24 protein-coding genes are annotated in these 24421 nt (G+C 74.2%); 11 read left to right on the forward strand and 13 right to left on the reverse strand.

Annotated features, from left to right (window positions below; all coding sequences use genetic code 11):
• Positions 1–33 precede the first annotated feature (33 nt).
• Complete coding sequence (locus O2W17_RS10920; RefSeq protein WP_269192459.1) at positions 34–1359, forward strand: serine hydrolase domain-containing protein; 1326 nt, start codon at positions 34–36, stop codon at positions 1357–1359.
• 69 nt (positions 1360–1428) lie between these two features.
• On the opposite strand, the gene O2W17_RS10925 is transcribed toward O2W17_RS10920, so the two are convergent.
• Positions 1429–1947, reverse strand: a complete 519-nt coding sequence (locus tag O2W17_RS10925; protein ID WP_269192460.1) for a hypothetical protein — start codon at positions 1945–1947, stop codon at positions 1429–1431.
• 99 nt (positions 1948–2046) lie between these two features.
• Between O2W17_RS10925 and O2W17_RS10930 the strand changes: the two genes are divergently transcribed.
• Entirely contained in the window at positions 2047–2298 is a 252-nt protein-coding gene (locus O2W17_RS10930; RefSeq protein WP_269192461.1) for a DUF3253 domain-containing protein, read from the forward strand.
• On the opposite strand, the gene O2W17_RS10935 is transcribed toward O2W17_RS10930, so the two are convergent.
• Positions 2295–2768 (reverse strand): Lrp/AsnC family transcriptional regulator, encoded by a 474-nt coding sequence (locus O2W17_RS10935; protein ID WP_269192462.1) that lies wholly within the window; start codon positions 2766–2768, stop codon positions 2295–2297. The genes O2W17_RS10930 and O2W17_RS10935 overlap by 4 nt on opposite strands.
• Positions 2769–2984: 216 nt before the next feature.
• Here O2W17_RS10935 and pdhA point away from each other — a divergent pair, with 216 nt between their 5' ends.
• The 8 genes from pdhA (at position 2985) to O2W17_RS10975 (ending at position 12480) form a co-directional block, all read left to right on the forward strand.
• Complete coding sequence (gene pdhA / locus O2W17_RS10940) at positions 2985–4124, forward strand: pyruvate dehydrogenase (acetyl-transferring) E1 component subunit alpha (protein WP_269192463.1); 1140 nt, start codon at positions 2985–2987, stop codon at positions 4122–4124.
• Positions 4124–5101, forward strand: a complete 978-nt coding sequence (locus tag O2W17_RS10945; protein ID WP_269192464.1) for an alpha-ketoacid dehydrogenase subunit beta — start codon at positions 4124–4126, stop codon at positions 5099–5101. Before pdhA ends, O2W17_RS10945 begins: the two co-directional genes overlap by 1 nt.
• 3 nt (positions 5102–5104) lie before the next feature.
• Complete coding sequence (locus O2W17_RS10950; RefSeq protein ID WP_269192465.1) at positions 5105–6643, forward strand: dihydrolipoamide acetyltransferase family protein; 1539 nt, start codon at positions 5105–5107, stop codon at positions 6641–6643.
• A 38-nt stretch (positions 6644–6681) separates the two neighbouring features.
• The gene (locus tag O2W17_RS10955) at positions 6682–7056 is read left to right on the forward strand and encodes a hypothetical protein (RefSeq protein WP_269192466.1); all 375 of its coding nucleotides are present in this window, start codon (positions 6682–6684) and stop codon (positions 7054–7056) included.
• A gap of 130 nt (positions 7057–7186) precedes the next feature.
• Entirely contained in the window at positions 7187–7648 is a 462-nt protein-coding gene (locus tag O2W17_RS10960) for an SRPBCC family protein (protein WP_269192467.1), read from the forward strand.
• Between the two features lie 223 nt (positions 7649–7871).
• On the forward strand, positions 7872–8021 hold the full coding sequence (locus O2W17_RS10965) for a hypothetical protein (protein WP_269192468.1): 150 nt from the start codon (positions 7872–7874) through the stop codon (positions 8019–8021).
• Between the two features lie 253 nt (positions 8022–8274).
• The gene (locus O2W17_RS10970) at positions 8275–10326 is read left to right on the forward strand and encodes a sensor domain-containing diguanylate cyclase (protein WP_269192469.1); all 2052 of its coding nucleotides are present in this window, start codon (positions 8275–8277) and stop codon (positions 10324–10326) included.
• A gap of 69 nt (positions 10327–10395) precedes the next feature.
• Positions 10396–12480, forward strand: a complete 2085-nt coding sequence (locus O2W17_RS10975; protein WP_269192470.1) for a diguanylate cyclase domain-containing protein — start codon at positions 10396–10398, stop codon at positions 12478–12480.
• A gap of 4 nt (positions 12481–12484) precedes the next feature.
• Here O2W17_RS10975 and O2W17_RS10980 read toward each other — a convergent pair whose 3' ends face one another.
• The 3 genes from O2W17_RS10980 to O2W17_RS10990 form a co-directional block, all read right to left on the reverse strand.
• Positions 12485–13318 (reverse strand): tyrosine-protein phosphatase, encoded by an 834-nt coding sequence (locus tag O2W17_RS10980; RefSeq protein ID WP_269192471.1) that lies wholly within the window; start codon positions 13316–13318, stop codon positions 12485–12487.
• 36 nt (positions 13319–13354) lie between these two features.
• Positions 13355–14110 carry a 3-hydroxybutyrate dehydrogenase gene (locus O2W17_RS10985; RefSeq protein WP_269192472.1) on the reverse strand — a complete coding sequence of 252 codons (756 nt, stop codon included), beginning with the start codon at positions 14108–14110 and terminating at the stop codon, positions 13355–13357.
• Positions 14111–14195: 85 nt separating this feature from the next.
• Complete coding sequence (locus tag O2W17_RS10990; protein ID WP_269192473.1) at positions 14196–15764, reverse strand: chitinase; 1569 nt, start codon at positions 15762–15764, stop codon at positions 14196–14198.
• Positions 15765–16084: 320 nt separating this feature from the next.
• Here O2W17_RS10990 and O2W17_RS10995 point away from each other — a divergent pair, with 320 nt between their 5' ends.
• Positions 16085–19099, forward strand: coding sequence for a glycosyltransferase family 2 protein (locus O2W17_RS10995; RefSeq protein ID WP_269192474.1), 3015 nt, complete (start codon positions 16085–16087; stop codon positions 19097–19099).
• Positions 19100–19132: 33 nt separating this feature from the next.
• Here O2W17_RS10995 and O2W17_RS11000 read toward each other — a convergent pair whose 3' ends face one another.
• The 8 genes from O2W17_RS11000 to O2W17_RS11035 all read right to left on the reverse strand — a co-directional run bounded on the left by O2W17_RS11000 (position 19133) and on the right by O2W17_RS11035 (position 24330).
• The gene (locus O2W17_RS11000) at positions 19133–20038 is read right to left on the reverse strand and encodes a 3-methyladenine DNA glycosylase (protein ID WP_269192475.1); all 906 of its coding nucleotides are present in this window, start codon (positions 20036–20038) and stop codon (positions 19133–19135) included.
• 24 nt (positions 20039–20062) lie between these two features.
• A complete protein-coding gene (locus tag O2W17_RS11005; protein WP_269192476.1) occupies positions 20063–20206 on the reverse strand; it encodes a hypothetical protein in 144 nt (47 codons plus the stop codon).
• A complete protein-coding gene (locus O2W17_RS11010) occupies positions 20203–20454 on the reverse strand; it encodes a hypothetical protein (protein WP_269192477.1) in 252 nt (83 codons plus the stop codon). Before O2W17_RS11010 ends, O2W17_RS11005 begins: the two co-directional genes overlap by 4 nt.
• A 114-nt stretch (positions 20455–20568) precedes the next feature.
• Positions 20569–22413, reverse strand: coding sequence for an acyl-CoA dehydrogenase (locus O2W17_RS11015; RefSeq protein WP_269192478.1), 1845 nt, complete (start codon positions 22411–22413; stop codon positions 20569–20571).
• A gap of 189 nt (positions 22414–22602) precedes the next feature.
• Positions 22603–22959, reverse strand: a complete 357-nt coding sequence (locus O2W17_RS11020; RefSeq protein ID WP_269192479.1) for a LapA family protein — start codon at positions 22957–22959, stop codon at positions 22603–22605.
• Positions 22956–23126, reverse strand: coding sequence for a hypothetical protein (locus O2W17_RS11025; protein ID WP_269192480.1), 171 nt, complete (start codon positions 23124–23126; stop codon positions 22956–22958). The genes O2W17_RS11020 and O2W17_RS11025 overlap by 4 nt, the downstream gene beginning before the upstream one ends.
• A 136-nt stretch (positions 23127–23262) precedes the next feature.
• Positions 23263–23688: a hypothetical protein gene (locus tag O2W17_RS11030; RefSeq protein ID WP_269192481.1), complete on the reverse strand. Its 426-nt coding sequence runs from the start codon at positions 23686–23688 to the stop codon at positions 23263–23265.
• Between the two features lie 15 nt (positions 23689–23703).
• The gene (locus O2W17_RS11035; protein ID WP_269192482.1) at positions 23704–24330 is read right to left on the reverse strand and encodes a TetR/AcrR family transcriptional regulator; all 627 of its coding nucleotides are present in this window, start codon (positions 24328–24330) and stop codon (positions 23704–23706) included.
• Positions 24331–24421: the final 91 nt, after the last annotated feature.

A 24421-nucleotide genomic window follows, 5' to 3' on the forward strand; every position in this document is an offset into this window, starting at 1 on the left:
CCCCGGGTGTGGCGGCTCGCTACGGTCGCCGTCATGCCCGAGCCCGTCCTCCCCAGCACCGCCCGCCTCCTGCTGGCGCGCACCGCCCGCGTCCAGCGCGACGGCCGCGCGCCCAGCCTGGTCGCCGGCGTCGTCCGCGACGGCGGGCTGGCCTGGTCGGCCGGCCGCGGCGCGGTGGCCGAGCCGCACACCGACGTCCAGTACCGGCTGGGCTCGATCAGCAAGACGGTGACGGCGGTCGTCGTGCTGCGGCTGCGGGACGAGGGCCTGCTGCGCCTCGACGACCCGCTGGAGCAGCACCTGCCGGGGACGCCCTTCGGCGACCGCACCGTCGGACAGCTGCTCTCGCACCTCGCCGGTGCCTCCGCGGAGAGCCCCGGCGGCTGGTGGGAGCGCACGCCCGGCGGCACCCTGGACGAGCTCGGCGTGGCCGACCGGGACGTCGTGCTCGGGGCGGCCCGCCGGTTCCACTACTCCAACCTGGGCTTCGGGCTGCTGGGCGAGCTCGTCGCCCGGCAGCGGGGCCGTAGCTGGGAGGAGGCGGTGACCGCCGAGGTGCTGGCGCCGCTGGGCATGGCGCGCACCACGCCCCGGCCGGTCGCCCCGGCGGCCGAGGGGTTCGCGGTGCACCCCTGGGCCGACGTCGTCCTGCCCGAGCCCGAGCACCACGCCGGCGTCATGGCCGCCGCCGGGCAGCTGTGGGCGACCCTGGCCGACCTCGGGCGCGTCGCCGCCTTCCTGCTCGGCGACACCGCCGACGTCCTCGACCCGGCGACGCTGGAGGAGATGACCGTGCCCGCCGGAGTCGACTCCTCGGCGCCCGGCTGGTCGTCCTACGGGCTCGGCGTGCAGGTGGTGCGGGTCGACGGCCGGACGCTCGTGGGGCACGGCGGTTCGATGCCCGGCTTCCTCGCCGGGGTGTTCGTCGACCGCGAGGAGCAGACCGGCGCGGTCTCGCTGGCCAACGCGACCAGCGGCGTCGACCCGCTGGTCTTCGGGCTGCTCGCCGACCTGCGCGGCGCCGAGCCGCGGATCGTCGAGCCGTGGGTGCCCGCGCCGTCGCCGGTGCCGCTGGAGAGCCTCGGCGTCTGGTTCTGGGGGCCGGCCCCCTACGTCCTCCGCGCCGTCGCCGGCGGCCTGCTGCACCTGGGCCCGCTGCCCGGCCGCAGCGGGCGGGCCAGCCGGTTCACCCGGCGCGACGACGGCACGTGGCTCGGTCTGGACGGCTACTTCGCCGGCGAGACGCTGCGGATCGCCGCCGACCACCTCGACCTGGACACGTTCGTCTTCACCCGCACCCCCTACGACCCCGACGCGCCCGTGCCCGGTGGCGTGGACGAGGGCGGCTGGCGCTCGTAGAGGCATAGGAGGCTATGCCTGCGGTTCCGGCGCCCGAACCGTAGGCATTGCCTCCTATGCCCTGGGGGGTCAGGGGCGGTCGAAGGCGTCGATGGTGTTCTTGACGACCACGCCGTAGACCAGGTGCGGCACCAGGTCGCTGAGCCAGTCGGCCGCCGACCAGGTGCGGGGATCGGTGACGCCGAGCGCCGTCATGGGCCCGTTCGCCGCGACCATCGCGCCCAGCCCGGTGAGCAGGGTCCCGACCGGCTTCGCCGAGAGCAGGCCCGACGCGCGGGCCAGGCCGCCGACCACGCCGACGCCGACGCCGGCCACCAGACCGGTCATCGGCCCCAGCCCCTGCACCCGGTTCCGGCGGGTCTCGTCGTCGCCGGGGACGGCCAGGTGCGCCGTCTCCGCCAGCCGCTCCACGGTCCGCTCCGGCGTCGAGCTGGCGCCCCGGCCGCGAATAACCATGTCCAGGTAGGTGACGGCGTTGAGCGCCGTCGTCCCGGCCGCACCGGCCGCCGCACCGCGCAACGCCCACCCGAGGGTGCTGATCCCGCGCTTGCCCTTGCCCGCCACGCCGAACGGGGTCCGCTTCGCCATGCGCGGCCGGTACCCGCCCTGCAGCGGCCCCACCCACCGACCGCCGGCCGGAACGGTCGCCCGCTGGCGGGTCCGTCCTGCTCCGCGCAGGCTGGACGGGTGGACGACGTCGCCGCCGAGCTGGAGCGCACCATCGGCGAGCTCCTCGCACAGCGTCGTCCCGAGGCCTCCATCTGCCCCTCGGAGGCCGCTCGCGCGGTGGATCCTGCGGGCTGGCGCGACCTGATGCCCGAGGCGCGCAGCGCGGCCGGCCGGCTCGCGGACGCGGGGGCCGTCGAGGTGATCCAGGGCGGCGAGGTGGTCGACGTCCGGACCGCCCGGGGGCCCGTGCGGATCCGCCGGCCCCGTTAGCCCGTCCCGGCGGCCCGGTCCAGCAGCGGTGCGGTGCGGCGCTCGACGAAGCGGCGCATGGCAAGCGCGGTGTCCACCCGCTGGACGCCGCCGATCGCCAGGACGGCCTCGGTGATCCGCCAGAGGTGGTCGGCGTCGGTGGCCACCACGTGCACCAGCAGGTCGGTGGCGCCGGACAGCCCGGTCACCTCCAGGACCTCCGGCAGGCCGGCCAGCGCGTCGCTGACCTCACCCAGCCCCCGCTGCGCCACCTGCACCGACATGTACGCCGCGAGCCGGTACCCGAGCGCCTCGGGCCGCACCCGCTGGTCCAGCGGGGCGAGGACGCCGTTGCCCTCCAGCCGGGCCAGCCGGGTCTGCACGGTGTTGCGCGCCAGCCCCAGCCGCTGCGACAGCGCCATCACGCTGGCCCGCGGGTCCGCGGTCAGCGCGCGCAGCAGCCGCGCGTCCGTCGCGTCGATCTCCGGCATGCTGTGCAGTCTGGCAGGTGCCGACCCCGAATGGGTGACGTTCTGCGCAGATCGAGGCGCGAGCCCTGCGCAGATCGCTGCTGATCAGGGCTGGTCCTCGGCCGGGCTGCCGTGTCAGGATGTGTGAGGGCTGCCACACCCGGCGGCCGGAACGTCCAGCCCCACCGCGCCACCGGTGACCCCGGCGGCGGTGGCCGACGGCGAGGAGTGCGACCCGTGACAGCGCTGCCCGAGACCGAAGAGATGGTCGATCCCGTCCCGGGGGCCGCCGCGCCCCACCTGCCCAACCGCGCCGACCTGGTCCAGCTGCTGACGCCGGAGGGCGACCGGGTCGAGCACCCCGACTACGCGCTCGAGATCGGGCACGACGAGCTGCGCGCGCTGTACCGCGACCTCGTCCTGGTCCGCCGCTGGGACGTCGAGGCGACCGCGCTGCAGCGGCAGGGCGAGCTGGGCATCTGGGCCTCGCTGCTGGGCCAGGAGGCCGCGCAGATCGGCGCCGGGCGGGCGATGGCCGCCTCCGACATGGCCTTCCCGACCTACCGCGAGCACGGCGTCGCCTGGACCCGCGGCGTCGACCCGCTGCACGTGATCAGCCTGTTCCGCGGCGTGGACAACGGCGGCTGGGACCCGGTGGCCACCGGCTTCAACCTCTACACCGTCGTGATCGGCGCGCAGACGCTGCACGCCACCGGCTACGCCATGGGCCTGCAGCGCGACGGTGCAGAGAACGCGGCGCTTGCCTTCCTCGGCGACGGCGCGACCAGCCAGGGCGAGGTCAACGAGGCGATGATCTGGGCGGCCAGCTTCTCGGCCCCCGTCGTCTTCTTCTGCCAGAACAACCAGTACGCGATCAGCGTCCCGCTGGAGCGGCAGTCGCGGGTGCCGCTGTACCAGCGGGCCGCCGGCTTCGGCTTCCCCGGCGTCCGGGTCGACGGCAACGACGTCCTCGCCGTGCTGGCCGTGACGCGGCAGGCGCTGCAGGCCGCGCGCGAGGGCCAGGGGCCGACCTTCATCGAGGCGTTCACCTACCGGATGGGTGCGCACACCACCTCCGACGACCCCACCCGCTACCGGCTGGCGAGCGAGCTGGAGGAGTGGAAGCTGCGCGACCCGATCGCCCGGCTCAAGGCCCACCTGTCCCGCAGCTCCATCGCCGACGCCGCGTTCTTCCAGTCCGTGGAGGCCGAGGCCGACGAGCTGGCCGCGCGCATCCGGAGCGGCACCGTCGACATGCCCGATCCGGCGCCGACGGAGATGTTCGACCACGTCTACGCCGAGCAGACCCCGCAGCTGGCGCAGCAGCGGGCCGACTTCGTCGCCTACCAGGCGTCGTTCGAGGGGGGCGAGCACTGATGGCGCAGACGCTCACGATCGGCAAGGCGCTCAACCTCGGCCTGCGCAAGGCCATGGAGGACGACGCGAAGGTCGTGCTCATGGGCGAGGACATCGGCAAGCTCGGCGGGGTCTTCCGGATCACCGACGGCCTGCAGAAGGACTTCGGCGAGGCGCGCGTGGTCGACACCCCGCTCGCCGAGGCCGGCATCCTCGGCACCGCCGTCGGCCTGGCCATGCGCGGCTACCGGCCGGTCTGCGAGATCCAGTTCGACGGCTTCGTCTTCCCCGCCTACAACCAGATCGTCACCCAGGTGGCCAAGATCCACGCCCGCTCCAAGGGACGGCTGCCGATGCCCATCGTCATCCGCATCCCGTTCGGCGGCGGTATCGGCGCGGTGGAGCACCACAGCGAGAGCCCGGAGGCCTACTTCGCGCACACCGCGGGCCTCAAGGTCGTCGCGGTCAGCAACCCGGTGGACGCCTACTGGGGCATCCAGCAAGCCGTTGCCCACCCCGACCCGATCGTCTTCCTCGAGCCCAAGCGCCGGTACTGGGAGAAGGCCGAGGTCGACGTCGACGCCACGCCCGACCCGCTGTTCGCCTCGCGGGTGGTCCGCGGCGGGGACGACGTCACCGTGCTCGCCTACGGGCCGATGGTGAAGACGGCGCTGCAGGCCGCCGAGGCCGCGGCGGAGGAGGGGCGCTCGGTGGAGGTCGTCGACCTGCGCACCGTCTCCCCGCTGGACCTTGCGCCGGTGTTCGAGAGCGTGCGCCGGACCGGGCGCTGCGTGGTCGTCCACGAGGCGCCGGTGACCCTGGGCCTGGGCGCGGAGATCGCCGCCCGGGTGACCGAGACCTGCTTCCACTCCCTGGAGGCGCCGGTGCTGCGGGTCGGGGGCTACGACACCCCGTACCCGCCGTCGAAGCTCGAGGAGGAGTACCTCCCCGACCTCGACCGGGTGCTGGACGCCGTCGACCGCGCGATGGAGTTCTGAGCCATGCCGCATAGCGCCACCCTCCGCCAGTTCAAGCTCCCCGACGTCGGTGAGGGCCTCACCGAGGGGGAGATCCTCCAGTGGCTGGTCGCCGTCGGTGACACCGTGACGGTCAACCAGCCGCTGTGCGAGGTCGAGACCGCCAAGGCGGCCGTCGAGCTGCCCTCGCCGTTCGCCGGCACCGTCGTCGAGCTGCTGCACGAGGCCGGGACCATGGTCGACGTCGGCACGCCGATCATCACGATCGACACCGGCGGGGGAGAGGCAGCCGGCGGCGCGCCGGCCGCCGAGCCGGCCGACGACGGCGAACCGGCTGGAGCCGGTGACGGCGAGCCCGCCGCCGGGCTGATCGGGGGCACCGCACCGGGCGGCCGGACCGCGGTGCTGGTCGGCTACGGCCCGCGCACGACCGAGGCGCGGCGCCGGCCGCGGCGTTCGGGCACCGCCGCCGCGGCCCGCGCGACCGCGCTGCCCGGCGCCGACTACGGCTCCGGGGGCACCGACCGCCCGCCGCTGCCCACCGACGACGGTCCGCCGCTGCTCGCCACCGCTCCCGACATGCGCAGCAAGCCCATGCGGCACGGCGGGCTCGAGGTCGGCCGCCAGGCGGAGGCCGCCGCCCTCCGCGAGGACGCCGCGCCCGCCCGCGGGGCGCAGCCGGGTCGCCGCGGCCCCCGCCCGCTGGCCAAGCCCCCGGTGCGCAAGTACGCCAAGGACCTCGGGGTGGACCTGACGACGATCACCGGCTCGGGAACCGGTGGCTGCATCACCCGGGCCGACGTCGACGCTGCCGTCGGCGCCCGCACCGCCCCCGCGGCGGAGCCGGCCGCGGAGACCCGGACCGGCGGGGAGCAGCGGATCCCGGTCAAGGGGGTGCGCAAGGCGACCGCCGCGGCGATGGTGGCCAGCGCCTTCACCGCGCCGCACGTCACCGAGTTCCTGACCGTGGACGTCACCCGGATGATGAAGCTCCGAAGCCGGCTCGCCGGTCGGCCGGAGTTCGCCGGGGTCAAGGTCAGCCCGCTGCTGTTCGTCGCCAAGGCCGTGCTGCTCGCGGCGCGCCGCCACCCGATGGTGAACAGCTCCTGGGACGACGCGGCGCAGGAGATCGTCGTCCACGGCCAGGTCAACCTCGGCATCGCCGCCGCGACGCCGCGGGGGCTGATCGTGCCGAACATCCGGGACGCCGGCCGGCTCCCCCTCCCCGAGCTGGCCGCGGCTCTCGGGGAGCTGACCGAGACCGCCCGCGCCGGGCGGACCGCCCCGGCCGACATGAGCGGGGGCACCCTCACCATCACCAACGTCGGCGTCTTCGGCGTCGACACCGGCACGCCGATCCTCAACCCGGGCGAGGCCGCCATCCTGGCGTTCGGGGCGGTCCGCGAGATGCCGTGGGTGCACAAGGGGAAGATCCGGGTGCGGCAGGTGACCCAGCTGGCGCTCTCGTTCGACCACCGCATCGTCGACGGCGAGCTGGGGTCGCGGTTCCTGGCCGACGTCGGCGCGCTGCTGCACGATCCGGGGAGCGCCCTGGCCTACTGACGGCGCACACCGTGCCCGACCGGCGAGGGAGCCCACCCGTGCACCGTCGTACGAGAGCGCTCGCCGCGCTGCTGCTGTTCGTCGTCCTCACCGGCGTGGCGATCGGCGTGAGCGGCGCGCGGCCGGCCCTGGAGCAGGGGGCCGCCCCGTTGCTGCTGCAGGGGCTCGGCTACCTGTGCGCGATCACCGGCGGCGTCCTCCTGCTCCTGGGCGACGTCGGCCGCGACCGGCAGCTCGGCCTCGTGGTGCTCGCCGGGACGGCGGTCATGGCCGTCGTGGACGCGCTGACGGCGGCCGACGTCGGGGCGAACATCGGCGCCGGCCTGGTGCGGTTGATCTGCCTGGCCGTCGTGGGGGTGGTGACGGCGCGGCTGGCCGTCGCCCTGGTGGCCGACCGGCGTGCCGGGTCCTAGCGCGGCCGGGCCGGCCGGTGCGGGGGCAGCGTCTCCGGCGGCGCTCCGCTGACCTGCTCCGACGTGTCAGGCGGGAGTGCGCGGGGTAGGTGGCGCGCTACCGAATACGCGACATCAAGGAGCTGAGAACGTGGCCAGCGTGCAGGAGTCCGTCGACGTCGACGTCCCGATCCGCGTCGCCTACGACCAGTGGACGCAGTTCGAGTCGTTCCCCCAGTTCATGGGTGGGGTGGAGAGCATCACGCAGATCGACGAGACGCACACCCACTGGGTGACCAACGTCGACGGCGTGAAGCGGGAGTTCGACGCCGAGATCACCGAGCAGCACCCCGAGGAGCGGGTCGCCTGGACCAGCACCAGCGGCGAAGCCAAGCACGCCGGTGTGGTGACCTTCCACCGGCTCGACGACGCCAAGACCCGCGTGATGATCCAGATCGACTGGGAGCCCACCGGGCTGGTGGAGAAGGCCGGCGCCGCGCTGGGCTTCGACGACCGCCAGGTGAAGGCCGACGCGAAGAAGTTCAAGGAGTTCATCGAGAGCCGTGGCACCGAGACCGGAGCGTGGCGCGGGGACGTCCAGCGACCCAGCTGACCCCACCGCCCGCCGACGGCGCCCGCCCCCACCGGGGGCGGGCGCCGTCGCCGTTCGCGGGTCCGGTGGGTTCGGTGGGGCGCCGGCGTGACGACGCTCACCCGAACGGATGAGGGATCCTCGGTGTCTGCTCAACTTCGCCGACGAATCGATGGATTATAGTTATGAATGCCTGCGTTACTACGGGCATAGGCACCACACACCGACGAAAGAGGCAGTGACGATGAGCAGCGTGACCACCAGCTGGCGGCGGCGTCGGCAGGTAGCGCGTACCCGGCGAGCACTCGACAAGGCCCTGGCGCGCAGCAGCAGCCCGGCCATGCGCGACGAGCTCCTGACGATGGCGAACAGCGGCCACTTCCTCGGCCGCTGAGCCCCGGCCGCGCCCACGCGGCCCGCGACACATCCCGACCCCGGTCTCCGTCGAGACCGGGGTCGCATGCGTTCGAGGGACAACGACTTCCGAGGACGCCGCATCGCTGGCAGTGTGTAGCCGTGCGCGTACGCGGGGTGTTTGAGCGGCGAGCGGGCCTCCCCCCGTCGAGGGAAAGCGCTGCGGTCGCGGAGCTCCGGCGTCGATCAGAGGGCGTGGACGTGGAGCAGGCGCCGGGCCCGGGGTGGCGACGATGAGCCAGCCCGGCGCCGGACGCGAGACCTCCGGCGCCACCACCGGTGGGCTGCTGCGCTTCGTCCGCGCCCGACGAGGTGACGAGGCCGTCGCGGAGGTGATCCGGCGTGCCGGCGTGGCAGCCACGCCCGAGGAGCTCGACGACCAGTCCCGCTGGTGGACCTACGAGGACCGCATCGCGCTGTTCGCCGCCACCACCGAGGTCCTCGACCACCCTCGCGCCATGTTCGACGTCGGAGCGGCGGTGCTGCAGACGGGTCTGGCGCACTCGCTGGTCCTCCTGCTGCGCGCCATGGGCTCGCCCCGCCAGGTCTTCCGGCAGCTGCCGCGGGCGGTGCAGAAGTTCAGCACGACCTCCACCATGGAGATCCTCGAGGCCGGGCCCACCGGGGCGACTATCAGGTACCGCCTGCACGACGGGTACCGGCATTCCCGGTTGGACTGCGACTACACGCAGGGCCTGTTGAGCACGGTGCCGCAGATCTTCACCCTCCCGGCGGCGGAGATCACCCACGACGAGTGCCAGTCCGACGGGCACGCCGCCTGCGTCTACCACCTGACCTGGCACCGGCGGTCGCGCCTGCCGTGGCGCCGACGCGCGGCCCTGGCGGTCGACCCGGAGCTCCTGGCCCTGCGCGGCCAGCTGCAGATCCTGCAGTCGGCGGCCACGGATCTGGTCGCGAGCGAGGACGTCGACACGGCGCTGGAGCGGATCGTCTCCCGAGCCGCGGAGGCGGTCCTGGCGCCGGCGTACCTGCTGGCCGTCCACGCGCCGGGCGGCGGTCCGCCGCTGGTGCACGGGGCGGGCCTGCCGGTCGAGCGGCTGCCCGAGCTGGCCGCCGCGCTCCTCGGCGAGGAGGACCTGGGCCCGGGCGCGGTCGTCGTCGACATCGCCTCCGCGCGGCGGCGCCATGGCAGGCTGGCCGCCCTCTACCGGTCCGGCGATCCGGCGATGGGGGACGAGGCAGCCATGCTGGCCGCCTATGCCGGCCACGCGGCGGCCGCCCTCGACCTCATCATCGCGCTCGAGGAGGCCCGCACCGAGGCGGACCGGGCCGGGGCGCTGCTGGCGCTGTCGCACGAGCTGGCGGCTGCGGCCGACCCGGCCGAGGTGACCGAGCTGGTCGCCGCGGCGCTCCCCCGCGTCGTGGGCTGCAGCCGTGCCAGTCTGCTGCTGTGGGACCCGGGCGCCGGGGAGCTGCGGGCGTCCTCCACCGCCGGGATGTCCGAGGAGCAGGCGGCCCTGCTGGCGGGCTCCGTGCTGCGTCCGGAGGACACCCCGGAGCTGGTGCGGATGCTGACCGACCGGACGCCGCTCACGCTCGACGACGCGACGAGCAGCCCCGGCCTGAGAGCGGTCCTCCGGGGCATCGGCAGTGCCCACGTCGTCGCCGTACCGCTGGTCGCCGGCACCACGTTCCTCGGTGTGGCCACGGCGGGCTGGCAGGCCGGGGAGGCGCCCGCGTCGCTCGTGGGGGACGTGCAGGTCCGGCTGCGCGGTGTGGCGGACCAGGCGACCACCGCCCTGCAGAAGGCCCGCCTGCTGCAGACCGTCCGGCACCAGGCCACCCACGACGCGCTGACCGGGCTGCCCAACCGGGTGCTGTTCCTCGACCGGCTCACCGCAGCGATCGCGGCGGCGGACGGGCGGTCGCACGTCGCCGTGCTGTTCTGCGACCTCGACCGGTTCAAGCAGGTGAACGACACGCTGGGGCACGCGGCCGGCGACGAGCTGCTGCGCCAGGTGTCCGCCCGGCTGCTCGCCGCGGTCCGGCCGGGGGACGTCGTCGGCCGGCTCAGCGGCGACGAGTTCGCCGTCGTCCTGCCCGGGCTGGCCGAGCCCTCGGACGCCGACGGTCTGGCCGCGCGGATCGTGGACCGCTTCCGCGATCCGTTCCGGCTGGAGGGCGCCGACGCGCGCATCGGCACCAGCGTCGGGGTGGCCGTGCACCCGCGCGACGGCAGCACCGCAGAGCAGCTCCTGCGCACGGCGGACGCGGCGATGTACCGGCGGAAGCACGCGGACCGAGGGGCCCCGGCGCGCGGCTGACCTGCGCCGTCTCACCCGAACCGGGCAGTTCCGCTCAAGCGGGTGGGTCTGCCGGCCGATGCTCGGTCCGTGGGCACAGGAGCACCCGGCGGCGGCACGACCGCTGATCCGCCGACCGAGGCGCGGGAGACGCCGGGCCTCACCATGGCCGGCGTGCTCACCTACGTGCGCCGTGCGGCCGGGGACGACGGCGTGGGCCAGGTGCTCGACCGGGCCGGCCTCACCGCCGTCGCCGGTCAGTTCGACGACCCGAGCCGCTGGTGGAGCTACGACGCCCGGATCCGGCTGTTCACCGCCGCGACCGACGTGCTCGGCGACCCCGACACGATGTTCCACATCGGAGCTGCCGCGACGCGCAGCGGGCTGGGGCACTCCCTGACGCTCGTCCTGCGGGCGCTGGGCTCGCCGCGCCAGGTCTTCCGCCAGCTGCCCCGCGCCGCGGCGAAGTTCACCACGGTCTCCACCATGGAGGTGCGCGAGCTGGGCGCCACGTCGGCCGTGGCCGCGCTCCACCTGCACGAGGGCTACGCGCACTCGCCGCTGGACTGCGCGTACGCGCGCGGCCTGGCCGTCTCGATCCCGGAGATCTTCCGTCTGCCGCCCGGGGTCATCACCTCCGCCGAGTGCCAGGTCGGCGGCAGCCGGACCTGCACGTACCGGATGACCTGGGAGCGCCGCTCCCGGCTCTCCCGCCGCCGCGACCGGGTGGCCGATCCGGAGCTGACGGCACTCCGGGGACAGCTGCGCACCCTGCAGTCCGCCGCCGGCGACCTCGTCGCCAGCGACGACCTGGACACCGTGCTGCACCGCATCGTCGCCCGCGCGGGCGAGGCCGTGCTCGCCCCGGCGCACCTGCTGGCCGTCGCCTCCCCGGACGGCGGGGCACCGCTGGTGCACGGCGCCGGCGTCCCCGCGGACCGGCTCGCCGGCCTGGCCGCCCGGCTGCTGGCCGGGGAGGACCTGGGCCCCAGCGCCGTCGTCGTCGACGTCGCCTCCGCCCGCCGCCGGCACGGCCGGCTGGCCGCGATCTACCCGTCCGGCGACGGCGAGATGACCGACGAGCACACCATGCTCGCCGCCTACGCCGGGCACGCCGCGGCCGCGCTCGACCTGCTCATCGCGCTCGAGGACGCCCGCCGGGCGGCCGACCGTGCCGGTGCGCTCCTCGCCCTGGCGCACGAGCTGGCCGAGGCCACCGACGCCACCGCCGTCAGCTCGATCGTCGCCGACGCCCTGCCGCACGTGGTCGGCTGCAGCAGCGCGTCGGTCATGCTCTGGGACCCGGCCGAGGGCCAGCTCCGCGGCCGGTCGTCGGCCAACCTGAGCAGCGGGCACCGCGCGCACTTCCTGGACACGCCGCTGCACGCCGAGGACACCCCGGAGCTGGTCGGCATGCTCACCGACCGGGAGCCGCGGATCGTCCGGGCCGCCGACAGCAGCCCGCCGTTGCGCCGGCTGCTGACCGACATCGGCGTCTCCGACGTCGTCGCGGTACCGCTGCTGGCGGGCAGCACGTTCCTCGGCGTGGCCACGGCGAGCTGGGAAGCCGGCCAGGCGCCGGAGGAGCTGGGCGGGGACGTCCTCGCCCGCCTGCGCGGCGTCGGCGACCAGGCCTCGACCGCGCTGCAGAAGGCCCGCCTGCTGGAGACCGTCCGGCACCAGGCCACCCACGACGCCCTGACCGGGCTCCCGAACCGGGTGCTGTTCCTGGAACGGCTGGAGGCGACGCTCGCGGCCACCGACGCGGACGGGCACCTCGGGGTGCTGTTCTGCGACCTCGACCGCTTCAAGGAGGTCAACGACTCGCTCGGCCACGCCGCCGGGGACGAGCTGCTGCGTCAGGTCGCGGCGCGCCTGCGGGCCGTCGTGCGCCCTGGCGACACCGTCGGCCGGCTCAGCGGCGACGAGTTCGCCATCGTGCTGCCGGAGCTGGCCGACGCCGACCACGCCGGGCGCCTCGCCGACCGCGTCGTCGGCTGCTTCGCCGAGCCCTTCCGCCTCGACGGCACCCCGGTGCGGGTGGGCACCAGCGTGGGCGTGGCGGTGCTCGGCGCCGACCGCAGCCGCAGCGCCGACGAGCTGCTCCGCGAGGCGGACGCCGCGATGTACCGGCAGAAGGAGGGGCGCGGTCGCAAGGACCGCGCCGCCCGCTGAGCCGTCAGTCCCGCAACCGGGCGCGCAGGGCGACCTGCTCGCCGGCGCCGAAGCCGTGCGCGTCCAGCCAGCCCGCGGGGCCACCGAACCGGTCGTCGAGCAGGGCCAGCACCCGCTCCATCGTCTCCGCGCGCGGGGTGTGGCTCGCGACGTCGCGGGTCACCATGTCGTCGGCGTACGTCGGGGAGGTGGCGAGCTTGGCCACCAGCGCGTCGATGATCTCCGCCGTCAGCGCGTAGTCGGCCACGATCTCGTCGTGCGGCACGCCCGCGACGGACAGGGCGAAGGCGCAGACGACGCCGGTGCGGTCCTTGCCGGCCGCGCAGTGCACCACCGACGCGCCTCCCTCCGCGCGGCTCAGCGCCCGGAGTGCACCGACGACGTTCTCCGACCGCTGGCCGAGGTAGCCGAGGTAGGACCGGACCGCCGGCGGCTCGCCCTCGTCGTGGGCCGCCACCTGCCGGGGCAGCAGGGACTCCAGCCACCCTGCGGGCAGCTCGGGCCGGTCGTCGGTCTCCTCGACCGCGAACACGTCGGTGTGGTGCCCTCGCTCGGGCAGCAGGGTGAAGTGCTGGTGGGTGACCTCGGGGAGCGCGCGCAGCGGCCCACGGCCCTCCAGGAGGATCTCCGCCGTCGTGCGCAGGTCGATGACCTGGCGCAGGCCGATCTCGTGCACCAGCCGCCGGACGTCGGCGTCGCTCAGGGTCTGCAGGTTGTCGCTGCGCAGGACGCGCCCGGCCACCGTGCGCCCGCCGTCGGTGGTCGGCAGCCCGCCCAGGTCCCGCATGTTGGTGGTGCCGTCGAGCCGGATCCAGCGGCCGGTGTTCGTGGTGGTCACGCCTGCGACGGTACGGCGTCGTGGCCGTTCGGACGCTCAGTGGGCGGTCCACCCGCCGTCCATCACGAACGAGGTCCCGGTGACCGATGTCGCGCCCGGCGAGCACAGCCAGGCCACCGCGTCCGCCACCTCGGACGGCTCGATGAGCCGCTTGAGCGCCGCCGGTGCGAGCATGACCTGCTCCACGACCTGCTCCTCCGACAACCCGTGCGCCTGGGCCTGGGCGGCTATCTGCCCCTCCACCAGCGGCGTGCGCACGTACGCGGGGTTCACGCAGTTCGACGTGACGCCCCGGTCGGCGCCTTCCAGGGCGATGACCTTGGACAGGCCCTCGAGGCCGTGCTTGGCCGTGACGTAGGCCGCCTTGTACGGCGAGGCACGCAGCCCGTGGACCGAGCTGATGTTCACCACCCGCCCCCAGCCCTGGTCGTACATGTGCGGCAGCGCGCCGCGGACGAGCCGGAACGGGGCTTCCAGCATGAGCCGCAGGATGTAGGAGAACCGGTCGACCGGGAACTCGTGCAGCGGGGCGACGTGCTGGAGACCGGCGTTGTTGACCAGGATGTCCACGGCGAGGTCCAGGCCGTCCACGGCGGCGAGGTCGGACAGGTCGGCCGTCACAGCCGTGCCGTCGACCTCCGCGGCCACCGCCCGTGCGGCCTCGGCGTCCCGGTCGACGACCACGACGTCGGCGCCGTCGGTGGCCAGCCGGACGGCGCAGGCGCGGCCGATGCCCGACGCCCCACCTGTGATGAGTGCCCGCCGCCCGGCGAGCGGACCGTTGTTCGCCATGGATGCACCCTAGGGGCGATCGCGCCCCGGCCGCGTCCGACGGCCACGCAGGTGCCGCTCGACGGGTGGGACGACCACGCACCGCTCAGCTGCCGGCGGGCTCCCCGGGGATGGTGAACAGCGGCCCCCAGGCCTCGTCCGGCCCGATCGGGAACAGGGTGCCGGGGGTCGCGGCCCGGTTGGCCCAGCGCGCTTCGTAGGGCAGCCCGTCCAGGAGCACCCGGGCGCCCCGCTGGTAGAGGGTGTCGGGGTTCCACACCTCCGTCACGTCGGTGACGGTCGGCACCGGCTCGGGGGCGGACTCCGACGTCTGCACGACGCCGAGCAACGCCCAGGGCGACGGGACGCCGGCCGTGGCGGGCAGGGACGGGTCGACCCCCATGGCGTACCAGCGGGCCTCGTACACGTTGCCGTGCCACACGACCTTGTAGCCGGCCGGGTACTGGGCCTCGGCCCGCCAGATCGGGTAGGGGCTCGTGGCCGGGTCGTCGACGACCGGCTGCCGGCCGGCGTCCGCCACGGTGTCGCTGATCTGCACGGCCGGGCCGTCGCCGCCGAGGCCGGCGAACGCGTCCACGAAGGCGAGAGGCTCCTGGGCGACGCCGCTGCAGGTGTTCGAGTGGACGGCGACGTCGGCGAAGCTCGCGCCGCACCCGGTGTCCCGGTTCAGCGACCACAGCGAGACCCGCCCCAGACCGGTGGCCCGTGCGAAGGAGGTCAGGACCGCGGCGTCCTCGAGGGTGAAGACCTCGCCCTCGACGTCGTTCTGGCCGATCATCGGGGTCGCGCCGATCCGGCTCCAGACCTGCCGCTCGCCGAGGGTCGTGCCGATCTCCTCGTACAGGGCGCGGACCTGTCCGGCCGTGGCCCGGAGCGCCTGCTCGGTCGCCTCGATCATGGACTGCTCCGCGGGCTTGGCGCCGCCGTAGTCCATGGTCATCACGTTGACGCCGGTCAGCTCCACGCCGCCGGCCAGCGTGGCGCGCACGAGGTCCACGCCCTCGGCGGTCATCCCGGTCGGAGCCACCGGCACCGTGAGCCACACGGCGAGCGGGGACCCGTCGGCCGCGCGCTCGCGCTGCAGGTCGGCCAGGGCCGCGGCCCTCCGGCCGGCGGCAGCGAGGTCGGCGACGGCGGTGCCCTCCACGTCGAGGTCGACGGCGGACAGGTCGTAGCGCTCCACGACCTCGCGGTAGGCGTCGGTGAGGGCGCCGGTGTCCGTGCAGGTGACGGCGAGCTCGTCGTTGACCAGCCCGCCGAAGCTCACCATGACGTCGCCGCCGGCGGAGCGCAGCTGGTCGATCCGGCGGTCGAGCTCCAGGTCCGTGCCGGCCTGCTCGAGGGAGTAGTAGCCGCCCCAGCTGGGCGCGCAGCCGTCTGCCGGGTCGGCCACCACGAAGGCCAGGGCGACGGTGCGCGCCGGGTTGGCCGACGGGTCCTGGAACTGGAAGGTCGGCGTCAGGGTCACGTCGACGTAGGGGACGCTCCAGGACAGGCTCGTCGGCTCCGTCCGGTCCGCGGCCTCGGTCACCGAGACGAACGCCCCGCCGGCGACCGCCGCGACGACCAGCAGCAGCAGGCCCACGCGCGTCCAGGACAGCCGGCGCGCGACCGGCTGCTCCTCGTCCCGGGGTGCGGCGCTCGGTGCGCCCATGGAAGCCCTCGCTCTCGTCGACGCAGTACCGGCCGGACTGCGGGTGGGTGGCTCGATCTCGGCACAGCGTGCCCCGGAACCGCACCGGGACGACCCGCTCCGGGCCGGTGGCTCACCACGAGGGGTGAGCGGGGGCAGCGGCCGGCGTCACCGCGACCGCAGGATGCTCCCGACGTGGGGGACGCCGGTCGGACGCCTGGCACCCGTCGGACCTGACGAGTACGAAGGCGGAACAGATGCGACGCACCCTTCCCGACCCGCGCCGGCCGGATGTCCGGCGGCAGTGGGGGAGCGACCGGCGACGGGAGCCGCTCCCGCTGGTGCCTGCGAAGGTGTCCGAGCGGCGCATGGCGATCGGCCGGCTGGCCATCGTGCTGACCGTCTCGGCGTGGGCCGTGTACGTGGCGTTCACCATCGAGCAGCAGTTCATCGAGGGCAAGGCCGACAGCGCGCGGCTGGTCATCGAGGCGATCGTCTACCTGCTGCTGATCACCGGGCTGGCCACCTCGGCCATGGCCTACCTGATCACCCGGATCGGGTTCTTCTACCGGAGCCGGGCGCACACCCGGGCACCGCGCGCCGTCCTCGACGCCTTCTTCGACCAGCCCGCGGCCCCGGTGACGGTGCTCGTGCCCTCCTACCAGGAGGACGAGCGGGTGATCCGGACGACGCTGCTGTCGGCGGCGCTCCAGGAGTACCCGGCGCTGCACGTGGTCCTGCTCATCGACGACCCGCAGAACCCGACGACGAACCGGGCCCGGGCGCTGCTGGAGGACGCCCGGGCGCTCCCCGGCACCATCACGGCCGAGCTCGAGGTGCCCGCCGGACGCTTCCGGACCGCCCGCGACGCCTTCGAGCGGGCGGTGGCGGACGGCGCCGGGCGGGCCGCGACGGCCGATGACGTCCGCGAGCTGGCCGGTCACTACCGGTTCGCCGTCGAGTGGTTGCACGACCTGGCCGCGCGGCACGAGATCATCGACCACACCGACGTCTTCTTCGTCGACCACGTGCTCGGCGCGCTGGCCGCGGACCTCGGCACCGTCGGCGAGGCGCTCGCCAGCGCCGCCGAGGAGGGGGCGGTCCTCCCCGGCGACCGGCTGCTGCAGCTCCACCGCCGGCTCACCGCCACGTTCGGGGCGCGCGTCAGCAGCTTCGAGCGCAAGCGCTACCGGTCGCTGTCCCACGAGCCGAACAAGGCCATGAACCTCAACAGCTACATCGGCCTCATGGGCGGTAGCTACCGGGAGGTCCAGACGCCGGTGGGGCTGGCGCTGGTCGGGTCGGCGGCACGGGTCGCCGACCTGACGGTGGAGGAGCCGGAGTACGTGCTCACCCTGGACGCCGACAGCATGCTGCTCCCGGAGTACGCCGCGCGGATCGTGCACCTGCTGAGCCAGAGCGCGCACAGCCGGGTGGCCGTCGCGCAGACCCCGTACAGCTCGTTCCCGGGGTCGGCGACCCGCCTGGAGCGCATCTCGGGCGCGTCCACCGACCTGCAGCACATCGTGCACCAGGGCATGACCCAGTACGACGCGACCTTCTGGGTCGGGGCGAACGCGGTGCTGCGCAAGCGGGCCCTCGACGACATCGTCGAGGTCGACTACGACGGCGACTTCGAGATCCGGCGCTACATCCAGGACCGGACCGTCATCGAGGACACCGAGTCCACCATCGACCTCGGCGTCCACGGCTGGTCGCTGCTGAACTACCCCGAGCGGCTGGCCTACTCGGCGACCCCGCCGGACTTCGGCTCGCTGTGCATCCAGCGCCAGCGGTGGGCCAACGGCGGTCTGCTGATCCTCTCCAAGCTGCGCGAGCAGGTGCGGGCCCGCCGGGCCCGCGGGGAGCGCAACCGCTTCGGCGAGCTGTTCCTGCGGGTGAACTACATGGCCTCCATCTTCTGGAGCTCCGTGTGCCTGGTCGTCATGCTCTTCTACCCGTTCAACGCCGAGCTGCTCAACCCGCTGCTGCTGCTCGTGTCGGTGCCGTACTTCCTCATGATGGCCGGCGACCTGCACGCCACCGGGTACCGGCGGACCGACGTCCTCCGGATCTACGGGTTCAACCTGATCCTGCTGCCGGTCAACCTGTCCGGCTCCTTCGCCTCGATGCTGCAGCTGATCACCGGGGAGAAGAGCGCCTTCAAGCGGACCCCGAAGGTCCGTGACCGCACGACGGCGGGCGCCGTCTACATCCTCGCCCCCCTGGCGCTGATCGCGTTCTCCGCCTACACCGTCGTCGTGGACATCCAGTCGCAGCACTGGGGCCATCTCGTCTTCGCCGCGCTCAACACCGCGCTGGCCACCTACGCCATGGTCGCCTTCGTGGGCATCGGCAACAGCGTGGTGGATCTGTGGGTGCACCTGCGTGACTGGCTCTACCGCCCGGTGGAGCCGCGTCGGCAGGCGCCGACCGGCCCGGACCGGCCGGCCGGGTCGCACCGGGCCGCGCAGCCCCGGCCCCTCGCGGTCCCGTCGGGCCCCGACTGGGCCTCCGTCCTGCACTACGGCATCCCCGGCACCCCGGACGGCGTCGCCGTGCCCGCGACCGGTGGCAGCGGGCGGGACGCCCCTGCGGTGCCCGCCCCGCGGTCGGCCCCGCCCGCCGAACCGGACGACAGCGCCGTGGTGGCGGCGTTCCGCGACTTCATCTTCTTCACCGTCTTCCAGCCGATCGTCGACCTCACCACCGGCGAACCGGTGGGCTACGAGGCGCTGTGCCGGTTCGCCGACGGGCGGGCGCCCCAGGAGCGGCTCGACGCGGCCACCGACCGCGGCATCGGCGTGGACCTCGACGGCGCGCTCCTGCGCGCCTCGCTGTCCGCCGCCGCCTCGCTGCCCGAGGGGGCCTGGGTGTCGGTGAACGTCTCCCCGGCGCTGTGGAACTCGCCGCGGGAGCTGTCCTCCATCGTCAGCCGCTCGGCCTGCCCGGTGGTCCTGGAGTCCGGCGCGCTGGTCGGGGGCAGCGATCTGTCCGCGACCGAGCTGCCGATCGGTGTGCAGGTGGCGCTGGAGAACCCGCTGGTCGGCTACGACAGCTTCCGGTGGGTCGAGGAGCACCGGCCGGCGTTCCTCAAGCTCGGGCGGGAGACCACGGCCGGTATCGAGCACGACGCTGCGCGCCGCGCACTCCTCGGGGCGCTCGTGCCCTTCGCCGAGGAGCGGGGGTGCCGCGTGGTGGCCTCGGGCGTGGAGACCGCCGCCGAGCGGGACGCCTTGCGCGAGGCCGGGGTGCAGCTGGGGCAGGGCTTCTACCTCGGCCTGCCGGCGCCCGCCCGCGTGCTGGACCGGCCGGCTCGGGGCACCGACCTCGTCGAGGCCGCGAGCGGGCTGTGACGCCTCCGGGGGTGCGGCGCGCCGCACCCCCGGTCACGGTCGCGGGGTGACGAAGGGCCCGGCGCCCAGCACGGTCTCGCACACGTCGACCAGCCGTCGCCGCAGCGTCGCGCCCCGGTCGGCGAACGCCCGCTGGGCGGCCACGTACTGCGCCTTGCCCTCGGGCGTCTCGACGGGCACCGGGTCGTACCCATGGCCGCTCAGGTCGTAGGGCGAGGCGCGCATGTCCAGCTCGCGCACGTCCACGGCCAGGGCGAAGCAGTCGGCCAGAAGCTCCCCGGGCACGGCGGGGGAGAGCTTGTACGCCCACTTGTAGAGGTCCATGGTCGCGTGCAGGCAGCCCGGCTGCTCCAGGTCCGGCTGGGCGGCGCGCGTGGGCCGCAGGGTGTTCAGCGGCCGGCCGCGGCGGCTGAAGAAGCGGTAGGCGTCGAAGTGGCTGCACTGGACGCGGTGGCGGTCCACGACCTCGGCCGTGCCGTCGATGCCCAGGCGCAGGGGCACGCCGTGCCGGACCTCGCCGTCGTCCGGGCGGTAGACCATCGCCCACTCGTGCAGGCCGAAGCAGCCGAACTGCGCCGGCCGCCCGGCGGTCGCGCGGAGCAGGTGCGCCACCCGGGCCACGACCTCGCCGCGGGCGGCCAGGAAGGCCGCCGGATCGATGCCGACGGCGCCGTCGGCGCGGGCGGTGTGGAACGGCCAGTCCAGGCGCTCCCGGGCCGCAGGGCCGGCCAGGGCGAACCCCACCCCGGGATGCCACCGGGCCAGCCGGCCCGGTGTCTCGGAGTAGTAGGTGAACAGGAAGTCCAGCACCGGGTGCGCCACCCCGGCCCGGCGCCGTGCCGCGTGCGGCCCGGTCCAGACGGCCATCCGCGCCGCGTGCGCCCGGGCCCGCGGCAGCCACTGGCCCTCGTCCAGGACGGTCAGGGGCGGACGCGGCACGGCGTCCAGGCTAGGTGCGGTCGCTCAGTCGTTGCCGGGGCGGGCCACCGACTCGTCGCGCTGGCTCTCCTCGTCGGTCGTCAGCGTGACGTCCGGGGCGTCGTCCGGAGCGGCGGCGTCGTCGGCCTCGGGGGACTCGTGGTAGCCGGTCGGCTGGGACTCGCTCATCGGCCATCGTCTCCGGATCGGTTCGTGGGGGCCTGGACCTCGCCGGACGCGCCGGCCCGCGTGGCGCGGGCGATGTCGCCGTCCGCGTTCGCGGGCAGGTCGTCACCCTGGGCGGCGTCGCGCTCGATCGCCTCGTCGGCGGTCAGGGGGACGTCGTCGAACGACGAGCCGAGGTCGCTGTTGGCGCCGGTGGCGGACGAGGTGGGGATGTCCTGCTGGATGCGGTCGCTGCCCTGCGGGTCGGTCATGCCGGCCTCCTGTCGGTCGGGGCTGTCCCCCGGCCATGCCCGGCATCCCTCCCGCGAAACGGCCGGGGCCGCCTCCCCCGGTGGGGAAGGCGGCCCCGGCTGTCGGTGCAGCGATCAGAAGACCGCTTCGTCGATCTCCATGAGGGCGTTGTCGGTGGCCTCGACGACAGCTCGCTCGGAGGCCAGCCGCGGCAGCACCTGGGTGGTGAAGAAGCGGCTGGCGGCGAGCTTGCCCTCGTAGAACAGCCGGTCCCTGTCGCTGACGTCGCCGGCCAGGGCGGCCAGGGCCACCTCCGACTGGCGGACCAGCAGCCAGGCGGTGATGAGGTCACCGGTGGCCAGGAGCAGGCGGCTGGTGTTCTGCGCGACCTTGTACAGCGACGTCATGTCCTCCTGCGCCGCGGTGAGGTGCGTGAACATCGCCGCGAGCATCCCCTGCACGTCGGCCAGCGCCGTGCCGAGCAGGACCCGCTCCTCCTTCAGCCGGCCGTTGCCGGCCTCGCCGTCGACGGTGAGCTGGATCTGCTCGGCCAGCCAGGTCAGCGCGACCCCGCCGTCCTTGACGATCTTCCGGAAGAAGAAGTCCTGGCCCTGGATCGCCGTGGTGCCCTCGTAGAGGGTGTCGATCTTGGAGTCGCGGATGTACTGCTCGATCGGGTAGTCCTGCAGGTAGCCCGAGCCGCCCAGGGTCTGCAGCGACTCGGCGGTCAGCAGCTGGGTGGCCCGCTCGGAGCCGAAGCCCTTCACGATCGGCAGCAGCAGGTCGTTGATCCGCTCGGCGAGCTTCGCCTCCTCGCCGTGCCCCTCGCCCGCCGCCTCGGCCTCGGTGACCCGGTCGCGGAAGCTCGCCGCGTAGAGGTACAGGGCGCGCATGCCCTCGGCGTAGGACTTCTGCAGCATCAGCGAGCGGCGGACGTCCGGGTGGTGGGTGATCGTCACCCGCGGGGCGTCCTTCGACGTCGCCGTGAGGTCGGCGCCCTGGACGCGGGTCTTCGCGTAGTCCAGGGCCACCTGGTAGCCGGCCGAGAGGGTGGCGATGGCCTTGGCGCCGACGAACATGCGGGCGTGCTCGATGACCTTGAACATCTGCGCGATGCCGTCGTGCACCTCCCCGACCAGCCAGCCCTGCGCGGGCACCGGGCCGTCGCCGAAGGTGAGCTCGCAGGTCGTGGAGACCTTCAGGCCCATCTTCTTCTCGACGTTGGTGACGTAGGCGCCGTTGCGCTCGCCCAGCGCGCCCGTCTCCAGTTCCACGTGGAACTTGGGGACGACGAACAGCGACAGGCCCTTGGTGCCGGCCTTCGCGCCCTCGGGACGGGCCAGGACCAGGTGGATGATGTTGTCGCTCAGGTCGTGCTCGGCAGAGGTGATGAACCGCTTGACGCCGGAGAGGTGCCACGAGCCGTCGGGCTGCTGCACCGCCTTGGTGGTGCCGGCGCCGACGTCGGAGCCGGCGTCGGGCTCGGTGAGCACCATGGTGGCGCCCCACTTGTGCTCCAGCATGAGCTCGGCCAGGCGCTTCTGGTCCGGCGTGCCCAGCTCGTCCAGGATCGCGGCGAAGGCCGCGCCCGAGCCGTACATGAACGCGGCCGGGTTGGCGCCGAGGATCATCTCGAAGGCGGCCCAGGTCAGGGCGTGCGGTGCCCCGAAACCGCCGAGGTGCTCGGGCAGGTCGAGGCGGTACCACTCGCCGTCCTCGATGGCCTTGACCGACTTCTTGAACGACTCGGGGAGCGTCACCGAGTTCGTGGCCGGGTCGAACACCGGGGGGTTGCGGTCGGCGTCGACGAAGGACGCCGCGACCGGGCCCTCGGCCAGCCGGCGGACCTCGCCGAGGATCCCCCGAGCGGTCTCGACGTCCATCTGCTCGAACGGCCCGGTGCCGAAGCGGTCCTTGGTGTCCTGGAATTCGAAGAGGTTGAACTCGAGGTCCCGCAGGTTCGCGGTGTAGTGGCTCATGTGCGCTGGCTCCCGTGCTCCCTGCCGATGGACGGCGCTGCCTACTCGCCAGTAACAAACGTTATTACTGGTCGGTACGCAGGAGCAAGGTCTTGAGCCGGCACGCCTACTACGGGTGAGCCGGGACGCACGTCCCCGAGGGTCCGTGCGTCCCCGCCCGGCGACGGCGGAGTCCGCCGGCCGTGCGCGTCAGCGGCGGCGGCGCCGGGCCCGGAGCACGATGCTCGCCAGCCACACCAGCAGCCCGCCGAGCGCCGCGGCGATCAGCAGCGCGACCACCAGCGGTGCCTCCACGTCGCCGAAGACCAGGCTGATCTGCACGGTCTGGCCGTTGAAGACGACGAACAGCACCAGGAGCACGGTGACGAAGATGAGCAGGGCCAGCGCCAGCGAGCGGCCGATCGCGCGGCCGGGGTGCCGCTCCTTCTGCGGGGCCTGCTGCGGCGCGGGCTCGGCCGCTCCGCCGTCGGCGGGGCCGGTCGAGCGGTTCCCCAGGCCGACGCTGAGCGGGTCGTCGGCCGTGCCGGACCGGTCGGGGGCGCTCACTGCGCGTCCGGTTCGGTGTCGGCGGGCGGGTAGGCCGGGCCGGCGATGCCGTCGGCCGGCCCCTCGGTGGCCCCCAGGGAGTCGCGGTCCTCGCCGGGGGCCTTCTGGGCACCGAGCGGCTGGGCCGTGCGTTCCGATCCGGCGTTGTTCTCGTCCGGCATGCTCATCTGCACATTGTCCCCCTCCGGGCGACACCGCGGCCACTTGCCGTCGTCCGGTGCCGTGGCGCGGTGGCCCGTGTCCCGGTCGGGGAGCCTCCGGCCCCCGCGACCGGTCCACGCCCGGTGGTGGGTCCGGCTCCGGTCACCCCTCCAGCGCGGGGCCGGCCTCGTGCGCGGGGTGGCCGGAGGTCCGCTCGCGCTGCTTCATCCGCGCCTCGAAGACGTGCCGGTCGCCCCCCGAGAGCTCCTCGCGCGCACGGGCGTCGTAGGCGCGGAAGGAGCCCCAGTAGTTCTCGTCGAAGTCCTCGACGATCTGGAAGGTCCACCGGTCGGCGATGACGTTGCGCCCGACGAGGTCGCGGGCGATGTCCTCGGCCAGCCGGTCCGCCCCCGCCTTCCCGAACAGCTCGACGGCCTCCTGGAGGAGCCGGTCGGCCTTGCCGGTCAACTGGTGGAAGGCGTACAGGAAGCCGCGTGCCTGGTCGACGGTCTCCAGGGCCTCGGACAGCTTGCCGAGCGCCTCCACCGTCGTGTCGTCGAGGTCGGGCCGGGTGCGATCGGTGCTCACCGGCCCATCCTGCGGTCAGCCCCGGGCGGCCGCGATCTCGATCAGCCGCTCGGCCAGCCGGCGGCCGTGCGCGGCGGGGCCGTCGGGGCCCAGCAGGCCACCGGAGAGGTACATGCCGTCGATGATCAGGTGGATCTGGGCGGCTAGGTCGTCGCCGTGGGCCGGGACGATCTCGTCGGCCAGGCGCTCGAGGCGTGCGTGCAGCTCGAACTTGTAGTCGGCCGCGGCGCTGCGGGCCGGGTGCTGCGGGTCGTCGTACTCGCTGCTCACGTTCGTGAAGGGGCAGCCGCGGAACCCGGTGCGGGTGACGTCGCGCTCCACCGCGTCGACGACGGACAGCAGCGCGGCCCGCGGGTCGCCCTCGAGCCGGTCCAGCTCGGCGTCGATGAAGCCCAGGACGGTGGCCGCCTTGCGGGTCAGGTAGGCCCCGACGAGGTCGTCCTTGCTCTTGAACAGCCGGTAGACCGTCATCTTGCCCAGGCCGGTCTCCCGCACCAGCTCGTCCATGCCGACGCTGCGCGAGCTGCGCCCGGCGAACAGCCGTTCGGCGGTGTCCAGCACGATCGCCTGCCGCTCGGCGCGGCTGCGGCGGACCGGTGCCGAGATGTCGTCGTCGGCGGCGAGCGGTAGGGCGGCGGTCACGTCAGCGATGGTGCACCAGGACGTGACGGAGCAGTTCGCGGCACGCCGACGATGATCGCTCTGGGTGACGAGAGGCGCCCGGGCTGGGCGT

It is taken from the genome of Blastococcus sp. VKM Ac-2987 (assembly GCF_026967805.1).
GTDB lineage: Bacteria > Actinomycetota > Actinomycetes > Mycobacteriales > Geodermatophilaceae > Blastococcus.

Excerpts from the sequence above, each read along its gene's own strand:
- O2W17_RS10920 (WP_269192459.1), top strand. The coding sequence starts at position 34 with ATGCCCGAGCCCGTCCTCCCCAGCACCGCCCGCCTCCTGCTGGCGCGC.
- O2W17_RS10925 (WP_269192460.1), bottom strand. The coding sequence starts at position 1,947 with ATGGCGAAGCGGACCCCGTTCGGCGTGGCGGGCAAGGGCAAGCGCGGG.
- O2W17_RS10935 (WP_269192462.1), bottom strand. The coding sequence starts at position 2,768 with ATGCCGGAGATCGACGCGACGGACGCGCGGCTGCTGCGCGCGCTGACC.
- O2W17_RS10945 (WP_269192464.1), top strand. The coding sequence starts at position 4,124 with ATGGCGCAGACGCTCACGATCGGCAAGGCGCTCAACCTCGGCCTGCGC.
- O2W17_RS10950 (WP_269192465.1), top strand. The coding sequence starts at position 5,105 with ATGCCGCATAGCGCCACCCTCCGCCAGTTCAAGCTCCCCGACGTCGGT.
- O2W17_RS10965 (WP_269192468.1), top strand. The coding sequence starts at position 7,872 with ATGAGCAGCGTGACCACCAGCTGGCGGCGGCGTCGGCAGGTAGCGCGT.
- O2W17_RS10970 (WP_269192469.1), top strand. The coding sequence starts at position 8,275 with ATGAGCCAGCCCGGCGCCGGACGCGAGACCTCCGGCGCCACCACCGGT.
- O2W17_RS10985 (WP_269192472.1), bottom strand. The coding sequence starts at position 14,110 with ATGGCGAACAACGGTCCGCTCGCCGGGCGGCGGGCACTCATCACAGGT.
- O2W17_RS10990 (WP_269192473.1), bottom strand. The coding sequence starts at position 15,764 with ATGGGCGCACCGAGCGCCGCACCCCGGGACGAGGAGCAGCCGGTCGCG.
- O2W17_RS11005 (WP_269192476.1), bottom strand. The coding sequence starts at position 20,206 with ATGAGCGAGTCCCAGCCGACCGGCTACCACGAGTCCCCCGAGGCCGAC.
- O2W17_RS11010 (WP_269192477.1), bottom strand. The coding sequence starts at position 20,454 with ATGACCGACCCGCAGGGCAGCGACCGCATCCAGCAGGACATCCCCACC.
- O2W17_RS11015 (WP_269192478.1), bottom strand. The coding sequence starts at position 22,413 with ATGAGCCACTACACCGCGAACCTGCGGGACCTCGAGTTCAACCTCTTC.
- O2W17_RS11025 (WP_269192480.1), bottom strand. The coding sequence starts at position 23,126 with ATGAGCATGCCGGACGAGAACAACGCCGGATCGGAACGCACGGCCCAG.